The organism is Stenotrophomonas sp. PS02289, from assembly GCF_029960115.1.
In the GTDB taxonomy this organism is placed as follows: Bacteria; Pseudomonadota; Gammaproteobacteria; order Xanthomonadales; family Xanthomonadaceae; genus Stenotrophomonas.
The window spans coordinates 1-17,536 of the sequence record NZ_JASCOZ010000088.1; the positions used below are offsets into that span (position 1 = coordinate 1).

At 65.3% G+C, this 17,536-nt stretch carries 18 protein-coding genes; 13 read left to right on the top strand and 5 right to left on the bottom strand.

What is annotated here, in order from left to right; translation table 11 throughout:
• Positions 1-200: 200 nt before the first annotated feature.
• The 7 genes from QMX83_RS13135 to QMX83_RS13165 all read left to right on the top strand — a co-directional run bounded on the left by QMX83_RS13135 (position 201) and on the right by QMX83_RS13165 (position 6,474).
• Entirely contained in the window at positions 201-776 is a 576-nt protein-coding gene (locus tag QMX83_RS13135) for a hypothetical protein (RefSeq protein ID WP_282297079.1), read from the top strand.
• Between the two features lie 10 nt (positions 777-786).
• Positions 787-2,028: a COX15/CtaA family protein gene (locus QMX83_RS13140; RefSeq protein ID WP_282297080.1), complete on the top strand. Its 1,242-nt coding sequence runs from the start codon at positions 787-789 to the stop codon at positions 2,026-2,028.
• Positions 2,025-2,912 carry a heme o synthase gene (gene cyoE, locus QMX83_RS13145; RefSeq protein WP_282297081.1) on the top strand — a complete coding sequence of 296 codons (888 nt, stop codon included), beginning with the start codon at positions 2,025-2,027 and terminating at the stop codon, positions 2,910-2,912. The genes QMX83_RS13140 and cyoE overlap by 4 nt, the downstream gene beginning before the upstream one ends.
• Positions 2,913-3,341: 429 nt before the next feature.
• On the top strand, positions 3,342-3,998 hold the full coding sequence (locus tag QMX83_RS13150) for a hypothetical protein (protein WP_282297082.1): 657 nt from the start codon (positions 3,342-3,344) through the stop codon (positions 3,996-3,998).
• A 346-nt stretch (positions 3,999-4,344) separates the two neighbouring features.
• Positions 4,345-5,166, top strand: coding sequence for a calcium-binding protein (locus QMX83_RS13155; protein WP_282297083.1), 822 nt, complete (start codon positions 4,345-4,347; stop codon positions 5,164-5,166).
• A gap of 184 nt (positions 5,167-5,350) precedes the next feature.
• Complete coding sequence (locus QMX83_RS13160; RefSeq protein ID WP_282297084.1) at positions 5,351-5,728, top strand: hypothetical protein; 378 nt, start codon at positions 5,351-5,353, stop codon at positions 5,726-5,728.
• A gap of 5 nt (positions 5,729-5,733) precedes the next feature.
• The gene (locus QMX83_RS13165; protein WP_282297085.1) at positions 5,734-6,474 is read left to right on the top strand and encodes a hypothetical protein; all 741 of its coding nucleotides are present in this window, start codon (positions 5,734-5,736) and stop codon (positions 6,472-6,474) included.
• A gap of 261 nt (positions 6,475-6,735) precedes the next feature.
• Here the strand turns inward: QMX83_RS13165 and QMX83_RS13170 are convergent, their stop codons facing one another.
• From QMX83_RS13170 to rpsU, 5 genes are all read right to left on the bottom strand, one after another.
• Complete coding sequence (locus QMX83_RS13170; protein ID WP_282297086.1) at positions 6,736-7,734, bottom strand: bile acid:sodium symporter family protein; 999 nt, start codon at positions 7,732-7,734, stop codon at positions 6,736-6,738.
• A gap of 22 nt (positions 7,735-7,756) precedes the next feature.
• Complete coding sequence (gene dnaG / locus QMX83_RS13175) at positions 7,757-9,484, bottom strand: DNA primase (RefSeq protein WP_282297087.1); 1,728 nt, start codon at positions 9,482-9,484, stop codon at positions 7,757-7,759.
• A 14-nt stretch (positions 9,485-9,498) separates the two neighbouring features.
• On the bottom strand, positions 9,499-10,428 hold the full coding sequence (locus QMX83_RS13180; protein WP_282297097.1) for a YihY/virulence factor BrkB family protein: 930 nt from the start codon (positions 10,426-10,428) through the stop codon (positions 9,499-9,501).
• Positions 10,429-10,510: 82 nt separating this feature from the next.
• Positions 10,511-10,954, bottom strand: a complete 444-nt coding sequence (locus tag QMX83_RS13185) for a GatB/YqeY domain-containing protein (protein ID WP_282297088.1) — start codon at positions 10,952-10,954, stop codon at positions 10,511-10,513.
• Between the two features lie 134 nt (positions 10,955-11,088).
• Positions 11,089-11,304: a 30S ribosomal protein S21 gene (gene rpsU, locus QMX83_RS13190; protein WP_002808376.1), complete on the bottom strand. Its 216-nt coding sequence runs from the start codon at positions 11,302-11,304 to the stop codon at positions 11,089-11,091.
• 167 nt (positions 11,305-11,471) lie between these two features.
• Here rpsU and tsaD point away from each other — a divergent pair, with 167 nt between their 5' ends.
• The 6 genes from tsaD (at position 11,472) to QMX83_RS13220 (ending at position 17,418) form a co-directional block, all read left to right on the top strand.
• Positions 11,472-12,497, top strand: coding sequence for a tRNA (adenosine(37)-N6)-threonylcarbamoyltransferase complex transferase subunit TsaD (gene tsaD, locus QMX83_RS13195; RefSeq protein ID WP_282297089.1), 1,026 nt, complete (start codon positions 11,472-11,474; stop codon positions 12,495-12,497).
• Between the two features lie 134 nt (positions 12,498-12,631).
• Positions 12,632-12,829: a hypothetical protein gene (locus tag QMX83_RS13200; RefSeq protein ID WP_282297090.1), complete on the top strand. Its 198-nt coding sequence runs from the start codon at positions 12,632-12,634 to the stop codon at positions 12,827-12,829.
• A 4-nt stretch (positions 12,830-12,833) separates the two neighbouring features.
• A complete protein-coding gene (locus QMX83_RS13205; protein ID WP_282297091.1) occupies positions 12,834-13,316 on the top strand; it encodes a hypothetical protein in 483 nt (160 codons plus the stop codon).
• Between the two features lie 93 nt (positions 13,317-13,409).
• Positions 13,410-13,763, top strand: coding sequence for a dihydroneopterin aldolase (folB, locus tag QMX83_RS13210; protein ID WP_282297098.1), 354 nt, complete (start codon positions 13,410-13,412; stop codon positions 13,761-13,763).
• A gap of 67 nt (positions 13,764-13,830) precedes the next feature.
• Positions 13,831-15,108: a mechanosensitive ion channel domain-containing protein gene (locus QMX83_RS13215; protein ID WP_282297093.1), complete on the top strand. Its 1,278-nt coding sequence runs from the start codon at positions 13,831-13,833 to the stop codon at positions 15,106-15,108.
• Positions 15,109-15,246: 138 nt separating this feature from the next.
• Positions 15,247-17,418 (top strand): glycoside hydrolase family 3 N-terminal domain-containing protein, encoded by a 2,172-nt coding sequence (locus QMX83_RS13220; protein WP_282297095.1) that lies wholly within the window; start codon positions 15,247-15,249, stop codon positions 17,416-17,418.
• Positions 17,419-17,536: the final 118 nt, after the last annotated feature.

The following is a 17,536-nucleotide window of genomic DNA, read 5'->3' on the forward strand; positions in this document are numbered from 1 at the left end:
ATGCCCCGCCGTCTCCGCGCGATCCGGCCGCGCGCGATGCCCCGCCGTCTCCGCGCGATCCGGCCGCGCGCGATGTCCCGCCGCCCGCGCGCGATCCGTCGCCGCGCCATGACCCGTAGAGCCGGGCTTGCCCGGCTGGCTCTTCGCGACCACCCCCGAACCCCCCTCCCATCCCCCCTCAACATGCGAAAATCCCGCCCATGAATGCCATCACCCCGGAACAGCTCAAAGCCCGTAACCGCGGCCGCTGGACCCTGGTCGCCCTGTTCGGCCTGTTCTTCGGGGCCGTGGCGCTGGCCGGGCTGCTGCGCTTCTCCGGCTGGGAGCCCGCCGCTCACCGCAACACCGGGCAGATGATCGAACCGCACCTGGACGTGCGCGCGCTGCCGCCGACCCTGGCCAGCGGCCAGCCCTACCCGTGGAAGTCCGAAACCCAGGTCTGGCGCATCCTCGTCGCCCCGGCTCCTGGCTGCGCCGTCGAGTGCGTCACTTTGTCGCAGGACTTGGCCAAGGTGTGGCAGCTGTTCGGGCATAGGGCCGATAATGTCGAGATCCTGTGGCTGGGTACGCCGCCGGCCGAGGTCCAGGGCCTGCCCGCCCTGCGCGCGCTGCAGCCCCAGCCGGAGCTGCGCGCCGTGTTGCCGGGTGTGGACGATGTCGCCGGCACGCCTGTGTATGTGGTCGACCCGAACGGGTTCGTGCTCATGCGGTATGCGCCGGGATTCGAACTGGCCGGTCTGCGCAAGGACATGGCCACGCTGTTGAAACTGAAGTGAGTTCCGTTTGATGAACCCCACCGCGCGCCCGGCGCTGCATCGCAATTTCCACCGTCTGGCGTGGTTCGCCCTGATCATGACGGCCAGCACCATCATGTTCGGCTCCTTCGTGCGCCTGTCTGATGCGGGCCTGAGCTGCCCGGACTGGCCGACCTGCTATGGCCGTGTCACCTGGCCGCAGCACGCCGCCGAAGTGGCCGACCATGTCGCCACCCAGATCCGTCCGCTGGAAACCCACAAGGCCTGGCGCGAGCAGGTGCACCGCTTCCTCGCCGGCGCGCTCGGCGTCGAGATCCTCACCCTGGCGCTGCTGGCTACCCGCCGCCGTCGCTGGGGCAGCACGGCCGTGATCACCGCCTGCGTGCTGGTGGCCGCCGGCATCCCGTTGTACATGATGGGCCACCACGTTCCCGCCAGCATCATCGCCGTGCTCGGCGAGGTGATCTTGCTGATCGCCGCATTGCGCTGGAACAACATCGATCTCTCACGCGCCGCGCTGCTGACCTTGGCGGTGGTGATCTTCCAGGCCCTGCTCGGCATGTGGACGGTCACCCTGCTGCTCAAACCCATCGTGGTGATGGGCCATCTGCTCGGCGGCATGCTGATGTTCGGGCTGCTGGTCTGGATGGCGTGGCGCGCCACCCACATGCCGATCACCCTGGTGGAAGCGCCCACGCTGAAGAACCTGCTGCGCGTCGGCGTCGCCGTGCTGGTCGTGCAGATCGCGCTCGGCGGCTGGGTCAGCGCCAACTACGCCGCACTCGCCTGCGGTGGTGGCAGCGCCTCGCTGGACAACTTCCCGCGCTGTGTCAGCCAGTGGTGGCCGCCGCACAACTTCCAGGAAGGCTTCACCCTGTGGCGCGGCATCGGCGTCGATTACGAAGGCGGCGTGCTCGACGGTGCTTCGCGCATCGCCATCCAGATGGCCCATCGCATGTTCGCCGTGATCGTCGCCGTGTACCTGCTGTGGTTGTCGGTGCGTCTGTTCCGCCTGCCCAGCATGCGCGGTTGGGCCACGGCTCTGGGCGTGCTGGTGGTGCTGCAGATCACCCTGGGCATTTTGAACGTCAAGCTGGCGCTGCCGCTGGAAGTGGCCGTGGCTCACAGCGGCGGTGCCGTGGCGTTGCTGTTCGTGCTGGTCACCTTGCTGGCGCGGATGCGCGCCCCCGGCGACGTCGCCCGCGATCCGGACGACAAGGTAGAGCCGGGCTCTGCCCGGCTGGCCACCGAAGCCGGGAAGCCCGTCCCATGAGCATCAGGCAGTACTGGGATCTCACCAAGCCCAAGGTAGTGGCCCTGATCGTGTTCACCGCCCTGGTGGGCATGTTCCTCGCCATTCCCGGCCTCCCCACCGCGCAGCAGGCGCTGACCGGCGCACTCGGCTTTCTGGGCATCTGGCTGGCCGCCTCCGCGGCCGCCGCCATCAACCAGCTGCTGGACGCCCAGATCGACGCGCAGATGGCGCGCACCTCGTGGCGTCCGCTGGTGGTGGGCAAGGTCAAGCCGTGGCAGGTGCTGGTGTTCGCCAGCGTGCTGATCGTGCTGTCGATGACCATCCTTGTGGTCTGGGTGAACGTCATCACCGCCGTGCTGACCTTCGCCTCGCTGATCGGCTACGCGGTGATCTACACCGTGTACCTCAAGCGCGCGACCTCGCAGAACATCGTCATCGGCGGTCTTGCCGGTGCCACTCCGCCGATGCTCGGCTGGGCTGCGATCACCGGCATGCAGGGCCCGATGGACTGGGTATATGCCTCGCTGCTGGTGCTGATCATCTTCATCTGGACCCCGCCCCATTTCTGGGCGCTGGCCATCTTCCGCCGCGAAGACTACGCCAAGGCCAAGATCCCGATGCTGCCGGTCACCCACGGCGTGGTCTACACCCGCAAGTCGATCCTGGTGTATTCCATCGTGCTGGCCATCATCAGCATCCTGCCGGTCGTGGTGGGCATGAGCGGCCTGTTCTACCTCGGCGGCGCGGTGGTGTTGAACGCCGTGTTCGTCTGGTACGCCTGGCGCATGCTCAATCCGCCGGACGAGCTGTTCTCGATGAAGATGTTCGGCTACTCCATCGTCTACCTGATGGCGCTGTTCGCCTTCCTCATGGTCGACCACTGGATGCTGCCCTGGTTGTAACGGCGCGCGACGTGCGGGATGCACGGTGTGTGCGGCTCGCGCGATCTTCGGGCCGTGCACGGTCTGCGCGGCATGCGCGACCTTCGGGACGCTCGCGGTCTGCGCGGCGTGCGCAGACTTCGGGACGCGCGCGGTGTGTCCGACGTGCACGATCTTTGGCACGCGCGAGGTGTGTCCGGCGTGCACGATCTTTGGCACGCGCGCGGTCTGCTTTGGTAGGGTCGCACGACAGTCGACCGCCGATAGCGGTTCAACGCCCGGTAGGGCATGACCTCGGAACGCAGGCGTTAGCCCGGCAGGGTCCATGCGTTAAAGCACCGATCACCGTCATCGGCAGGCGTCTGTCGACCGCCTCTACCACCTCCAACGATGCTCAGCTTCTAGAATGAAGTCCGCAAGCGCCAACTCGCGCCATTGAATGGACTCCTCATGAATTCGCCGAAACTACCCGTTCTGATCGCAGGCATCCTGTTCTTCACCTCAACCCACGCAGCTCCCGCCGAGCGTGAAGGCAGCTACCGCGTCATTCCGCTGGCCGAGCTGAACGCACCGGAGGAAGTAAAACAGCGCTACCGCGCCGAGATCGCGCGCGACCAGGCCAAGGTGAAGCGCGTCTCCAATGGCGAAATCCCCTCAATCGCCGAGATGTCCGCTTCGCTGCCCGAGCTCGTGTCATCCAGCGCGGAGCTGCACAGCCAATTGCGCTCGCCGCCGACCGACCTCCAGCCCACCCTGCTCGGTGCTGCCGAGCTGATCGGAATGCAGCCCAGCGGTGCATTGGATGGTGCCGGGTACACCGGCTTGACCCGGTTCTATCGACTGGAAGGCATCGGCATCGTCGAATTCAAGGAAGACCACTTCCGAACGCCGGGCAGAACCATAACGGTGATTGCTGAAATGCAGAATGCCCGCGTGAATGACGTGCACGCGCGACTGGACCGGGTCGCCGACAGTCAGGGGCGCAGCCGCGCGACGTTGAACTGGGCAGGGGAGAACAAGCTCTATACCCTGACCGCAACGGGCGAAGGCGACGTGCAGCGCAAAGCCAAGGTGCTGCAGCAGATTGCAGGAGCTGTGAGGGACTGAGGTGATTGGCAGGACCGCCCGTAGAGCATCGGCAATTCGTTGTCTGGGCGCGTTGCGACGCGTTCATCGATGCGGTGTATCAGGGTTACGGTGGCGCGGGTCGCCGGTAGGGTCGCACGACAGTCGACCGCCGATAGCGGTTCCACGCCCGGTAGGGCATGACCGTTGAGCGGACACGTTAGCCCGACAGGGTCCATGCGTTAAAGCATCGATCACCGTTATCGGCAGGCGTCTATCGACCGCCTCTACCAATGCCACCCATGCCGCCCGAACGCAGGCAGTCCCCCCCCCTTGCATCCCCCTGTATCGCCACCATTGCTGTTCTGACCGAACAAGGAACGACGGCATGAACTACAGACGCTGGATCGCAGCACTCCTCTTCGCAGTTGCTTCTTCCCTTGCGCACGCGGCCACGCCGGACGTGTACCAGGAGACCGCCGCGCAGATCCGCGCGCATGCGGGCGACCACCGACTGCTGGTGCTGGGCGAACTGCACGGAACCCGGGAAACCCCGCTGTTGGTGCAAGCGCTGCTGCAGGGTTACGACGAGAAAACGCCGCTGCAACTCGCACTGGAACTCCCCACCACCGAGAACACCGCACTGGCCGCTTACATGGCCTCCAGCGGCGACGCCGCGGCCAAACACGCTTTGCGCAACTCGCCGTACTGGAACGTGAGAGACCACCTGCACGATGGCCGCCGCAGCCAGGACATGCTGGACCTGATCGAGGCCGCACGCGCGCTGCGTGCGCAGGGCAGGGACGTCGCCGTCGTCGGTTTTGACGAGAACACGGCCGGCGAAGGTGGTCCAGGCGCGCGTGACGCCGACATGGCCAAAACCCTTCGTGCGGAATTCCACGCATTGCCAGCGACGGGACGCATGATCGTGCTGACCGGCAATGTGCATGGCAGTCGAGGCCAGCCGACGTATCTGCCGTATCCTCCGGCCACGTCGCTGCTGGAGGGCCTGCCGCTCTACAACGTGCGTATCGAAGCACGTGGCGGCGAATTCTGGGCGTGCATGGGTCACAGGAAATGCGGTACGCGGGCGTTGATCCAGCGTGACGCCGCACCCCCCAAAGTGGATACCCGCGCAGACCGGAGTTATGACCTGTGGGTATTCCTGCCGCGCTTCACCGTGGCGCGGTTGTTGGGCGGAGACATCTGATCGCTCACGCGACGGTCAGGCAAAGCGTGTCGCATCGGACACTTTCACTTGTAGGGATTCTCCGCGTTCCCAAGTAGTTCTTCGTTTGCACGAATGGAATGAGACGTAGTGCTCACTTTTGCAGATGCTTGCTGCGTAGAACGTACGCCGCGGGAATTCTCTCGCGCAATCAAATGGAACAGTGATGACACTAACCCAACGCGTTGCTGCTACCGCGCTTGCGGTGATGGGAGCGCTCGGCGCAGCAGAGGCATCCGCCGCGATGAAGGCGATTAGTCGCGCGAACTGCGCGTTCTTTGTAAATGAATCAATTACGTACGACCGTCCCTTCTTCAGAAAGATGCAGGGGTCAGCCGCGAGTACGCACCATGCGCAAGGCGAGTTGAAGCCGAGGCACACCTTGGGTGCGCCCAACAATGGCACGTTCTCATGGCGCTTCCGCGCGGGTGATCAGTCTCACAACGAGCGCATCACCGTTAAGGGTTACCACACGTGGATATTCCAGAACGTCGTCTACACCCGAAACACCTACGCAACCAACTGCAATCTGACCGAGTGGTGAGAATGATGAAGTCGCTAGCTCTTCCCGTCTTGATTGCCGGAGCTCTGCTCAGCCCCTCAAGCCACGCCGCTCAGGATGACGTTGATGCTGTTGGTCAATGGCTGAGTAACCGTGCAATGCAATCTGCGCTTCAGGATAGTGGTCCTGGTCCTCGCGGCTCCGAGACAGAAGGCACCTTTCGTGTCATCCCTCTATCCGAGCTGGAGGCACCAGAGGAAGTCAAACAGCACTTCCGCGCCGAGATGGCGCGGAGCCGCGCTGGAGTGAAGCGTGTTGCCAAGGGCGAGATACCCTCACAGCCTGAAATGATTGCTTCGCTGCCCAAGGTTGTGCGATCCAACGCCGAGCTGCGCGGCCGATTGCCGTCACCACCAACCAATCTCCAGGGCAGCCTGTTGGGGGTTGCCGAGCTGATCGGGATGGAGCCGAGCGGCGCACTTGATGGGTTCAGTTCCACTGGCTTGACCAGATTCTTCCGGCTGGATGGCGTCGGTATTGTCGAGTTCAACGAAGACAACTTCCGGATACCGGGTACCACCATTGAGGTAATTGCTGAACTGCAGAACGCCAAGGTCAATCACACCCCAGCGCAACTCGAGCGAATCTCCGACGATCAGGGGCGCAGCCGCGCTTCCTTGGTTTGGGCGGGGGAGAGTAAGTTCTACACGCTGATTGCCACGGGCGAAGGCGATGTGCAGCGCAAAGTCGAGGTGCTGCGGCAGATTGCAGCCGCGGTGAAGGACTGATGTGCTTGGCAGGACCGCCCTTTGGGCGGTCCTGCGAGGTTTGGTAGGGTCGCACGTCAGTCGACCGCAGATAGCAGTTCAACGCCCGGTAGGGCATGACCGGGGAACGCAGACATTTGCCCGGTTAGGTCCATGCGTTAAAGCACCGATCACCGTTATCGGCAGGCGTCTATCGACCGCCTCTACCAAAGCATACCCCGCGCCGGTTGTGCATTGCGCATGGCACCCAGCGGAATCCCACCCCAACGCACGCGAGCGTTATTACCCGCCCGATGACGCCGTGTTGTCTGCCGGTGCCATACGCGCATACCGCTTCGCAATCACCGCGCACACGATCAACTGGATCTGGTGGTAGATCATCACCGGCAGCACGATCGCGCCCAGGCCGCCGCCGGCGAACAATACCTTGGCAATCGGCACGCCGGTGGCCAGGCTCTTCTTCGAACCACAGAACACAATGGTGATCTCATCGGCGCGGTTGAAGCCCATCCGCCGCGCCAACACCGTGATCAGCGGCATCGCCACGCCCAGCAGCACCGCTGCCACCAGTGCGACGCTCAGCAGCGACAGCAGCGGGGTCTTGCTCCACAGGCCTTCATTCACCGCTTCGCCAAATGCCGAATACACCACCAGCAGGATCGTGGCCTGGTCGGTGTAGCGTAGCAGCGCGCGCTGGCGCTGTACCCAGCCGGCAATCCACGGCCGCAGCAGGTGACCGGCCACGAACGGCACCAGCAACTGCAGCATGATGCTGCCGATCGCCTGTCCGGGGTTGTGCATGCCGCCCGTCGTTCCGGCCAGCAGGGTCAGCAGCAGCGGGGTCAGGAACACGCCGAGGATGCTCGACAGCGATGCACTCACCACGGCCGCCGGCACATTGCCGCCGGCCATCGAGGTGAATGCAATCGACGACTGCACCGTGGACGGCAGCGTGCACAGGAACAGCACGCCGATATACAGCTCAGGCGTCAGCAGCCAGCCATCCAGCGGCTTGAACGCCAACCCCAGCAGCGGGAACAACACGAACGTGCAGGCCAGAATCGTCAGGTGCAGTCGCCAGTGCAGCAGGCCGCCCATGATCGACTCACGCGGCAAGCGCGCACCATGCAGGAAGAACAGTGCGGCAATGGCCACATCGGTGACGTCGTCGAGCACCATCGCCGCAGCGCCGCGCATCGGCAGGAACGAGGCCAGCAGCACCGTGCAGAGCAGGGCCAGGGTGAAGTTGTCCGGTCGCAGGCGCGACCACCAATGCGTCATCGTGGGTGGGTCCCTTGCAGCGTCATCGCAATGTCGCGCGTGCCTTCAGCAGCTCACGCAACTCGTATTTGTCAGTATCGTCCAGACCCTGCTGGCGCTGCTTTGCCTGAAGCTCCTCAAGACGTTGCAGCAACAGCTGCTTTTCCAGCTGCGCCACCGCGTCGTGCAGCTCCTGGGTCCAGATCGCGTCATCGCCGGGCAGGGTCTGCGCGGCCAGCTTGTGCAGTGACGCCTGCTCCTCGCGGCCGTCGAAGTGTTCCAGCAGCGCGCCGGTACTGATGTCCGGGCGTTGCTCCACCAGCCCCAGCAGTTCCAGCAGCAGCTCCACGCCCGGCAGGCGCAGGCCGTTGATCTGGTGGCCCTGCAGGGTCATGGCCAGCGAGGGTTGCTGCAGCAGGATCGCAATCGCCGCGCGCACCAGGCTGCGCTTCTGTGCCGGGGCCACCGCACGCGGGGGGGGCCGTGAAGGCTGGGCGGGCGCGGAGGCCGCAGCACCGAGCCCGGTCAGCGTGGCCAGCTGCTGCTTCATCAGGTCGCCGAAGGCACCATCCGGAATCTGCGCCAGCATCGGGCGCGCGCGTTCGGCGAGGCGCGCCTTGCCATCCAGCGTGCCCATGTTGATTTCACGGGTGAGCTCGTCGAAGAAGAACTGCGACAACGGTGTCGCCTGCTTCAGGCGTCCGTCGAATGCCTCGCTGCCTTCCTTGCGCACGATGGTGTCCGGATCTTCGCCGTCGGGCAGGAACAGGAAGAAGGCCTGGCGGCCATCCTTCATGCGCGGCAGCACCGACTCCAGCGCACGCCAGCCCGCACGGCGGCCGGCGGCGTCGCCGTCGAAACAGAAATACACGTCCGGCGCGTTGCGGAACAGCAGCTCGGCGTGGTCCGGCGTGGTCGCCGTACCCAGCGTGGCCACCGCCTGGGTGACCCCGAACTGGAACAGCGACACCACGTCCATGTAGCCTTCCACCACGATCAGCCGCTCGATCTTCTGGTTGGCCTGGCGCACCTGCCACAGGCCATACAGTTCGCGGCCCTTGTGGAAGAGGGCGGTTTCCGGGGAATTGAGGTACTTCGGTCCGTCGTCCTTGTCGAGCACGCGGCCGCCGAAGGCGATCACCCGACCGCGACGGTCGAAGATCGGGAACATCACCCGGTCGCGGAATTTGTCGTAGACATGCCCGCGGTCGTTCTTGGAGAACAGCCCGGCCCGGTCCAGCAGCTTCAGTCGACGCTCGTCCTTGCCCAGCGCGTCCTTCAGCGCGCTGTAGCCATCCGGCGCATAGCCGATCGCAAACCGCGCACGCACGTCGGCATCCACGCCGCGCTGGTCCAGGTAGGCGCGCGCCTTGTCGCTGCCCTCCAGATGCTTCTGGAAGAAGCGCGTAGCCGCGTCCAGTGCCGAGTACAGGTCGCGGCTGTCGTCCTGCTGCTGCGCGCTGCGCGGCTGGGTGTCGCGCGGCACTTCCATGCCCACGCGCTTGGCCAGCTCGTCTACCGCGTCGAGGAACTCGAGGCGGTCGTAGTTCATCAGGAAGCTGATCGCCGTACCGTGCGCGCCGCAGCCGAAGCAGTGATAGAACTGCTTGGTGGGCGAGACGGTGAACGAGGCCGAGCGCTCGTCATGGAACGGGCAGCGTGCTGCGTATTCCTTGCCCTGGCGTTTGAGTGGCACACGGCTGCCCACCACTTCGACAATGTCGGAGCGGGCCAGCAGGTCATCAATGAACGCGTCGGGGATACGGGCCATGGGCTCCGACTAGTTTACCCGTTGCCGGCCGCCTCGCCCGGCTTCGGGCAGGGAATGCCCGCCTGCGCCAGCTGCGCCCGTGCCCGCAGCCGCTCGTCGATCACCGCCGTCATCAGCGCCCCGACAAAGAACACCACCGTGGCGTAGTAGATCCACACCAGCGAGATCACCAGCGCCCCCATCGAACCGTAGGCGCTGCCCGGGGCAACCGTGGCGATGTAGACGCCGATGCCATAGCGGCCCAGCGCGAACAGCGCCGAAGTGATCACCCCGCCAATGAACGCCTGCCGCCATTCCACCCGGCGGTCGGGCAGGTAGTGGTACAGAAACGCGAACGCCACCGCGTACAGCAGCAGCGTGGTCACATAGCCCAGTGCCGGCAGTACCGAAGGCAGCTGCGCGAAGGCCACCTGCAGCATGGTGGTGGCGGTCATCGACAGAATCAGCAGGAAGCCCAGTGCCAGCACCACGCCGAACGAGAACACCCGCTTGCGCAGCCAGGCCTTGATCCCGTCCAGGCGCTCGCCGCTGGTGTGGAAGATCAGGTTCAGCGCGTTCTGCAGCTGCGCGAATACCGCCGTGGCACCAATGAACAGCAGCAGGGTGCTCCACACCCCCGCCAGCGAACCCACGTCCGGCTGGTTGTCGGCGTTCTTCAGCACCGTGTCGGCCACGCTGGCCGCGCTTGATCCGGCCACATCGGCAATCTGCCCGACCAGCGCCTGCTGCGCCGGCGGATACAGCGAGGCGGTCAGCCACAGCAGCAGCACCAGCAGCGGGGCCATCGAGAGCAGGGCATAGAACGAAACCGACGCGGCCTGGGTCAGGACGTCGATCTCCACGAAGCGCTTGCCCACGGCCGCCGGAAAGCTGCGCTCCAGCCGGTCCACATACTTGCGCAGGCGCAACGGAACGCCCTCGTGATCGTGCGGGTCTTCAAACATGACCCCGTTGTAGCAGCCACCCGTCAAAGACACGGTGAAAACAAAAAAGGGCATCGCCCTCATCAAGCGATGCCCCCCAAACTCAACCCAACTGCTGCTTCACCAGCTTCGACACCAGCCCCATATCGGCCTGACCCGCCAGCTTCGGCTTCAGCGCGCCCATCAGCTTGCCCATGTCGGCCGGGCCGCTGGCACCGGTTTCAGCAATCGCGGCCTGGATGGCGGCCACGATCTCGGCTTCGCCCATCTTGGCCGGCAGGTAGGCTTCGATCACCACCAGTTCGTCGCGCTCGATCTGCGCCAGGTCGTCGCGGTTGGCCGCGTCGTACTGGGTGATCGAGTCCTTGCGCTGCTTGACCATCTTGTCCAGCACGGCAATCACGGCGGTGTCGTCCAGCTCGATGCGCTCGTCGACTTCCTTCCGCTTGATATCAGCATTGATCAGGCGGATCACGCCCAGCTTGTGCTTTTCGCCGGCCTTCATGGCGGCCTTCATGTCATCGGTGAGCTGCTGCTTCAGGCTCATGGAACACCTCGGTTCGTGAATGGGGTGGGGCAGGGCGCGTGACCGGTGGAAACGCAAAAAGCCGGTAACGCTCGCGCGTTCCGGCTTCGGCTCCGTCGCGACAGGTCAAGCCTGTCGCATCGAAGTGCGTCCGATCAGTACAGGCGCTGACGCTTGGTGACGTCGCGCGACGAACGGCGCAGCTGACGCTTCACAGCAGCAGCAGCCTTACGCTTGCGCTCCTGGGTCGGCTTTTCATAGAACTCGCGCTTGCGGGTTTCGGCCAGAACGCCGGCCTTTTCGCAGGTGCGCTTGAAGCGACGGAGCGCAAACTCGAAGGGCTCGTTCTCGCGGACTTTGACGCTGGGCATGGAATCTCCGGACACAGTAGAACCGGGTCACGCCCGGTGAGAGCCGCACATTATAGCGGCGGACAAGGAAGTTGCAACCCTCCCTGGCGAATTTCCGGCCACGAGGAGGAACAAGGGCTCCCGGGCGATGACGCTGCCGGGGCCGCAAGAGGTCCATAATAGCAGGCATGCGAGTCCTTGGTATTGAATCATCCTGTGATGAGACCGGCGTAGCGGTGTACGACACCGCCCTGACCGGCCCGGAAGCCCTGCGCGCCCATGCGGTGTACAGCCAGATCGCCCTGCACGCCGAGTACGGCGGGGTGGTGCCTGAACTGGCCAGCCGCGACCACGTGCGCAAGCTGCTGCCGCTGATCCGCCAGACCCTGGCCGAGGCCGGGCTGGGCGTGAACGACATCGACGCGGTGGCCTACACCGCTGGCCCCGGCCTGGTTGGCGCGCTGCTGGTCGGCGCGGGCGTGGCCCGGTCACTGGCCTGGGCGCTGGAGGTGCCGGCCGTCGGCGTCCACCACATGGAAGGCCACCTGCTGGCCCCGCTGATGGAAGATGATCCGCCGGAGCCGCCGTTCGTGGCCCTGCTGGTCTCGGGCGGACACACCCAACTGGTCGCCGTGGACCGCATCGGCCAGTACCGCCTGCTCGGCGAGACCCTGGACGACGCCGCCGGCGAGGCCTTCGACAAGACCGCCAAGCTGATGGGCCTGCCGTACCCCGGCGGTCCGCAGCTGGCTGCCCTGGCTGAACGCGGCACCCCCGGCGTCTACAAGTTCACCCGCCCCATGACCGACCGCCCCGGGCTGGATTTCAGCTTCTCGGGCCTGAAGACCCAGGTGCTGATGGCCTGGCGCGACAGCGACCAGAGCGAGACCACCCGTGCCGACATCGCCCGTGGCTTTGAAGACGCCGTGGTCGAGACCCTGGCCATCAAGTGCGACCGCGCCCTGGATGCGGCCGGCTGCGACGTGCTGGTGGTCGCCGGCGGCGTCGGGGCCAACCGTCGCCTGCGCGCCCGCCTGGACGAAATGGCCCGCCGCCGCGGCGGCCGGGTCTGCTTCCCGCGCCCCGCGCTGTGCACCGACAACGGCGCGATGATCGCCTTCGCCGGAGCCCTGCGTCTGGAGGCCGGCCAGCACAATCCGCCACAGGTGCAGGTCACCCCCCGCTGGGACATGGCCACGCTGCCGGCGGTGTAGGCGCACGCCAAGGCCTAAACCGACAGACGCTCTGGATTGTTGCGGCGCTCGGGCCAACACTGCTTGGACCATAACGTCGTGTATCCCGGCCAGACACTATCGTCAGCCCGCGGATGCACCCGCAGGAGATCGGCATGACCCAGTGGGTACCAAAGAACCTCGTCACGCTGCAGGCGGTTCGAGGCGCGAACACCAGAATCATGGACCGCGGGTCTGAAGCCGGTAGGAACTGCGCGCCCGGCAAGGGCGCTGGCGTCAAGGTGATTCTCCTGACCTCCGACCAGATTGCCAAAGCGGGGAAGGTCGCCTTCAGTTCGCTCAAGCGTAGATAGCACGATGGCCGCCACGCACCTGACCTATGCAAGTCTGGTCGGCGGGGACGACGACATGGTTGGTCACGTCGCCTACGCGCTCTACAAGCGGGACAAGCTGGCATTCATCGAAAAGATGAATACGGACATGGATCGGAACCCCAGTGGCGAAGAGCTCTCCGCCTTCATCATGGCCTCGAATCTGCAGCTGAGGACAGACGCGTATCGATCCGAGGCAGAGCAGGCACTGCAGGTCTTCTCACAGGAAGTCCTCAGCGAGGCCATGAGCGAACTTGAGCGGAAGTACGAAAAAGATCTGGCGGTTGAGCTGTCCAAATCGCGGTCCTGGCTGCGCGCCATTGCCGAGAATCTTGTGGCTAACCTGCTGGCTGTGGGGGTTCTGGCGCTGATCGCAGTGGCGGTCTATGGCACCAGAATTGGGTTCGTGAATCTGGCCGCTGACGTGTTCGGTTACGAATTGACGCCCAAGGCAGGCACGACCCGTTGATGACGTAAGCGCCCGGTTTGGGATCCCGACCGGTTCCCGGCACATTCCGCCTTGCCCCGGTACCATGGACGCCATATTTCATATGGCATGACTATGGACAAGGTATTCATCGAAGGGCTGGAAGTGGACGCCCTGATCGGCATCTACGACTGGGAGCGGCGCATCCGCCAGACCCTGCGTTTCGACCTGGAAATGGGCTTCGACAACCGCAAGCCCGCGGCCAGTGACGACATCGCCGACACCCTGAACTACAAGGCCGTGAGCAAGCGCATCGAGCAGTTCGTGCGCGAATCCGACTTCGGCCTGGTCGAAACCCTCGCCGAGCGCATCGCCGAGATCGTGCTGCGCGAGTTCAACGTGCAGTGGCTGCGCCTGAAGCTCAGCAAGCCCGGTGCCGTGCGCGGTGCCAAGGCCGTGGGCGTCATCATCGAACGCTCGGCCCAGTAAATCACTCGACCTGCCACCCGTAGAGCCGGGCTTGCCCGGCTGCTCTCCCCAAGGAACCCAAAGAACGATGGTAGACGCCGTAATCGCCGTACAGCTCCTCGAAGACCTGCAACAAACGCTCGAACCCTGGCCCTGGGCCTACACCGCGGTGGTCCTTTCCGCCCTCATCCTGGCCGCCTGGCTGGCCAACTTCGTCACCAAGAATATCCTCCTGCGCGGCCTGCGCAAACTGGTGGCGCGCCTGCCCGGCGGCGCCGGCAACGGCCGCGAACAGGGCAGCAACCTGCGCGTCATCTCGCGCCTGTCCAACGTGGTTCCCAGCATGGTGCTGGCCGCCGGCATCCGCATCGTCCCCGACCTGCCGCCGGAACTGGTCAACTTCGTCATCGCCGCCTGCCGCGCCTGGGCCGTGCTCACCGTCGCACTGGCCGTCTCCCACGCGCTGGATGCCGCCAACGAACTCTACGAACGACGCCCCGACGCCCGCAACAAGCCGATCAAGGGCTATCTGCAGGTGGTCAAGATCGTCGTCTTCGTCATCGCCGGCCTGTCCATCGTGGCCACCCTGCTCGGGGTGAAACTCGGTCCCCTGGTCACTGGCCTCGGTGCCGCCACCGCCGTGCTGATGCTGATCTTCCAGGACACCATCCTGTCGCTGGTGGCCAGCGTGCAGATCAGTGGCGACGGCCGTGTGCGGTTGGGCGACTGGATCGAAATGCCCAGCCAGAACGCCGATGGCGACGTCATCGACATCGCCCTGCACACCATCACCGTGCAGAACTTCGACAAGACCATCACCACCATTCCGACCAAGAAGCTGGTCACCGAGTCGTTCAAGAACTGGCGTGGCATGCAGGAGGCCGGCGGTCGCCGGATCAAGCGCGCGCTGTATCTGGACCAGCACAGCGTCGGCTTCCTCGACGAGGCCGCCGTGGACCGGCTGGAGCAGTTCAGCGTGCTCGGCGACTACCTGCGTGAAAAGCAGGACGAGCTGGACCAGCACAACGCCCAGCTGCAGGCCCAGGGCCTGGCCGCGGTCAACGCGCGCCGGGTCACCAACCTCGGCACCTTCCGCGCCTATGTGGAGCGCTACCTGCGCAGCCACCCCGGCATCCATACGGACATGACCTTGCTGGTACGGCAGCTGCAGCCCACCACCGAAGGCCTGCCGCTGGAGATCTACTGCTTCACCCGCAGCACCGCCTGGGGCACCTATGAAGGGGTGCAGTCGGATGTGTTCGACCACCTGCTGGCGATCCTGCCGGCGTTCGGGCTGCGGGTGTTCCAGGCCTCCAGCGACGCCATGCTGATGACCGCGCAGACCGTACGGTCCCCGACGGAGTAAGCTGCCGTGCCGCCCGGCGCAGCGTGCGCTGCGTCGGGTTTTTCCCCCTGCGGGAAAAAAATGAACGCCAAAATCACTCACAACGGGGTTGGGGACGCTAGAATCCCGGCCTTGTAAACGTTTTCATAAGGACCGCCGGTGGCCTCCGATCGCATCGAAACCCTCATTGCCCAGATGACCGTCGAAGAAAAAGTCGGCCAGTTGGGTGTGTTCGCAGACATGGTTCGGCCGTTTGCCCCGGACGTGAACCCGGAAGCGAACGTGCGCAACGCCGACCAGGTGCTGCAGCAGGTCCGTGAGGGCAAGGTGGGCTCGCTGTTCAACGGTGTCGGCGTCGAAGCCGGTCGCCGCATCCAGCAGGTCGCGGTGGAAGAGAGCCGCCTGAAGATCCCGGTGATCCTGGCCGCCGACGTCATCCACGGCATGCGCACCGTGTTCCCGATCCCGCTGGGTGAAGCGGCCAGCTTCGAGCCCGACCTGGCCGAGCGCACCGCCCGCGCCACCGCGGTGGAAGCCACCGCTGGCGGCCTGCACTGGACCTATGCCCCGGCCGTGGACATCGCCCGCGACCAGCGCTGGGGCCGCGGTGCCGAAGGCGCCGGCGAGGACGTGGTGCTGGGCTGCGCGTTTGCCGCCGCCCGTGTGCGCGGCTTCCAGGGCAACGACCTGCACGCACACGACGCCCTGCTGTCCACGCCCAAGCACTTCGCCGCCTACGGCGCGGTGATGGCGGGCATGGAATACAACATGGTCGACATCTCGCCGCAGACCCTGCGCGACGTCCACCTGCCGCCGTTCAAGGCCGCCTTCGACGCCGGCGCGATCACCGTGATGTCCTCGTTCAACGACATCAACGGCGTGCCGGCCAGCGCAAATGCCGAACTGCTCACCGACATCCTGCGTGGTGAATGGAATTTCCCCGGCGTGGTCATCTCCGACTACACCGCCGACATGGAACTGGTCGCGCACGGCTACGCCGCCGACGACCGCGACGCCACTGCCAAGGCCTTCACCGCCGGTCTGGACCTGAGCATGCAGAGCGGCTTCTATGCCGACCATCTGCCCGGTCTGGTCGAAAGCGGCGAGGTGCCGATGGCCACGCTGGATGAGTCCGTCCGCCGCATCCTCAATCTGAAGGAAGCCATCGGCCTGTTCGACGACCCGTACCGTTCGCTCGACCTGACCCGCGAAGCCGACACCTCGCACATCGCCGCGCACGACGAACTCTCGCGCGATGCCGCGCGTCGTTCCATCGTGCTGCTGAAGAACGAAGGCAATGTGCTGCCGCTGCGCAAGGCCGGTCAGAAGATCGCGCTGATCGGGCCGTTCGTGCAGGACCGCGAGAACATCGAAGGCTGCTGGACCCTGTTCGGCGACAAGTCGCGCTATGTCACCCTGGAAGCCGGCGTGCGCGCCGCGATCAGTGATGAAAGCCTGCTGGAAATCGTGCCCGGCTGCGATCTGGAAGCCGCCCTGCAGGACGGCGTGGAACAGGCAGTTGCCGCCGCACTGCGCGCCGACGTGGTCGTGCTCGCCCTGGGCGAGCCGCAGCGTTACAGCGGTGAAGCGCAGTCGCGCGTGGAAATCACCTTGCCGCCGGCGCAGCAGGCGCTGGCCGAAGCGGTGGCGATGACCGGCAAGCCGCTGGTGGTGCTGTTACGCAATGGTCGTGCGCTCGCCCTGCAGGGCGCGGTGCGCAATGCTGCCGCCGTGGCGGTCACCTGGTACCTCGGTACCCAGACCGGTCCGGCCGTGGCCGACGTGCTGTTCGGCGACTACAACCCGTCCGGCCGCCTGCCGGTCAGCTTCCCGCAGGTCAGCGGGCAGCAGCCGTTCTTCTACAACCACCCGCGCACCGGTCGCCCCGAACTGCCGACCATGTCCGAGTTCAAGGCACGCTGGCGCGAGATCCCGAACGCACCGCTGTATCCGTTCGGCCATGGCATGGGCTACACCACCTATGGCTACGGCCTGCCGCAGCTCAGCCAGGCCAAGCTCGGCTGGGATGACACCCTCACCATCACCACTACCGTGACCAACACCGGTGCGGTCGCGGGCGAGGAAGTGGTGCAGTTGTACATCCACGACCGCGTCGCCAGCCGCGTGCGGCCGGTGCGTGAGCTGAAGGGCTTCCGCAAGATCGCGCTGCAGCCGGGCGAAAGTGCCGAGGTGGTGTTCACCCTGGACCGTCATGCGCTCGGGTTCACTGGGCGTGATGGCGTGTATCGCGCGGAGCCGGGTGTGTTTGATGTGTGGGTGTGTGCGAGTTCGATCAGCGGTGAATCCGTGCAGTTTGAGTTGCTCGGCTAATTTCGGGCTTCCGGAACAAACTGCACGGATAACCTCGGGCTTCGGAAACCTTCCGGTAGCGCCGGCCGTTGGCCGGCCCTCATGAACGTTGGACACATTCGGTGGGCCGGCCAACGGC

Excerpts from the sequence above, each read along its gene's own strand:
- QMX83_RS13135 (WP_282297079.1), top strand. The coding sequence starts at position 201 with ATGAATGCCATCACCCCGGAACAGCTCAAAGCCCGTAACCGCGGCCGC.
- QMX83_RS13140 (WP_282297080.1), top strand. The coding sequence starts at position 787 with ATGAACCCCACCGCGCGCCCGGCGCTGCATCGCAATTTCCACCGTCTG.
- cyoE (WP_282297081.1), top strand. The coding sequence starts at position 2,025 with ATGAGCATCAGGCAGTACTGGGATCTCACCAAGCCCAAGGTAGTGGCC.
- QMX83_RS13150 (WP_282297082.1), top strand. The coding sequence starts at position 3,342 with ATGAATTCGCCGAAACTACCCGTTCTGATCGCAGGCATCCTGTTCTTC.
- QMX83_RS13155 (WP_282297083.1), top strand. The coding sequence starts at position 4,345 with ATGAACTACAGACGCTGGATCGCAGCACTCCTCTTCGCAGTTGCTTCT.
- QMX83_RS13160 (WP_282297084.1), top strand. The coding sequence starts at position 5,351 with ATGACACTAACCCAACGCGTTGCTGCTACCGCGCTTGCGGTGATGGGA.
- QMX83_RS13165 (WP_282297085.1), top strand. The coding sequence starts at position 5,734 with ATGAAGTCGCTAGCTCTTCCCGTCTTGATTGCCGGAGCTCTGCTCAGC.
- QMX83_RS13170 (WP_282297086.1), bottom strand. The coding sequence starts at position 7,734 with ATGACGCATTGGTGGTCGCGCCTGCGACCGGACAACTTCACCCTGGCC.
- dnaG (WP_282297087.1), bottom strand. The coding sequence starts at position 9,484 with ATGGCCCGTATCCCCGACGCGTTCATTGATGACCTGCTGGCCCGCTCC.
- QMX83_RS13180 (WP_282297097.1), bottom strand. The coding sequence starts at position 10,428 with ATGTTTGAAGACCCGCACGATCACGAGGGCGTTCCGTTGCGCCTGCGC.
- QMX83_RS13185 (WP_282297088.1), bottom strand. The coding sequence starts at position 10,954 with ATGAGCCTGAAGCAGCAGCTCACCGATGACATGAAGGCCGCCATGAAG.
- rpsU (WP_002808376.1), bottom strand. The coding sequence starts at position 11,304 with ATGCCCAGCGTCAAAGTCCGCGAGAACGAGCCCTTCGAGTTTGCGCTC.
- tsaD (WP_282297089.1), top strand. The coding sequence starts at position 11,472 with ATGCGAGTCCTTGGTATTGAATCATCCTGTGATGAGACCGGCGTAGCG.
- QMX83_RS13200 (WP_282297090.1), top strand. The coding sequence starts at position 12,632 with ATGACCCAGTGGGTACCAAAGAACCTCGTCACGCTGCAGGCGGTTCGA.
- QMX83_RS13205 (WP_282297091.1), top strand. The coding sequence starts at position 12,834 with ATGGCCGCCACGCACCTGACCTATGCAAGTCTGGTCGGCGGGGACGAC.
- folB (WP_282297098.1), top strand. The coding sequence starts at position 13,410 with ATGGACAAGGTATTCATCGAAGGGCTGGAAGTGGACGCCCTGATCGGC.
- QMX83_RS13215 (WP_282297093.1), top strand. The coding sequence starts at position 13,831 with ATGGTAGACGCCGTAATCGCCGTACAGCTCCTCGAAGACCTGCAACAA.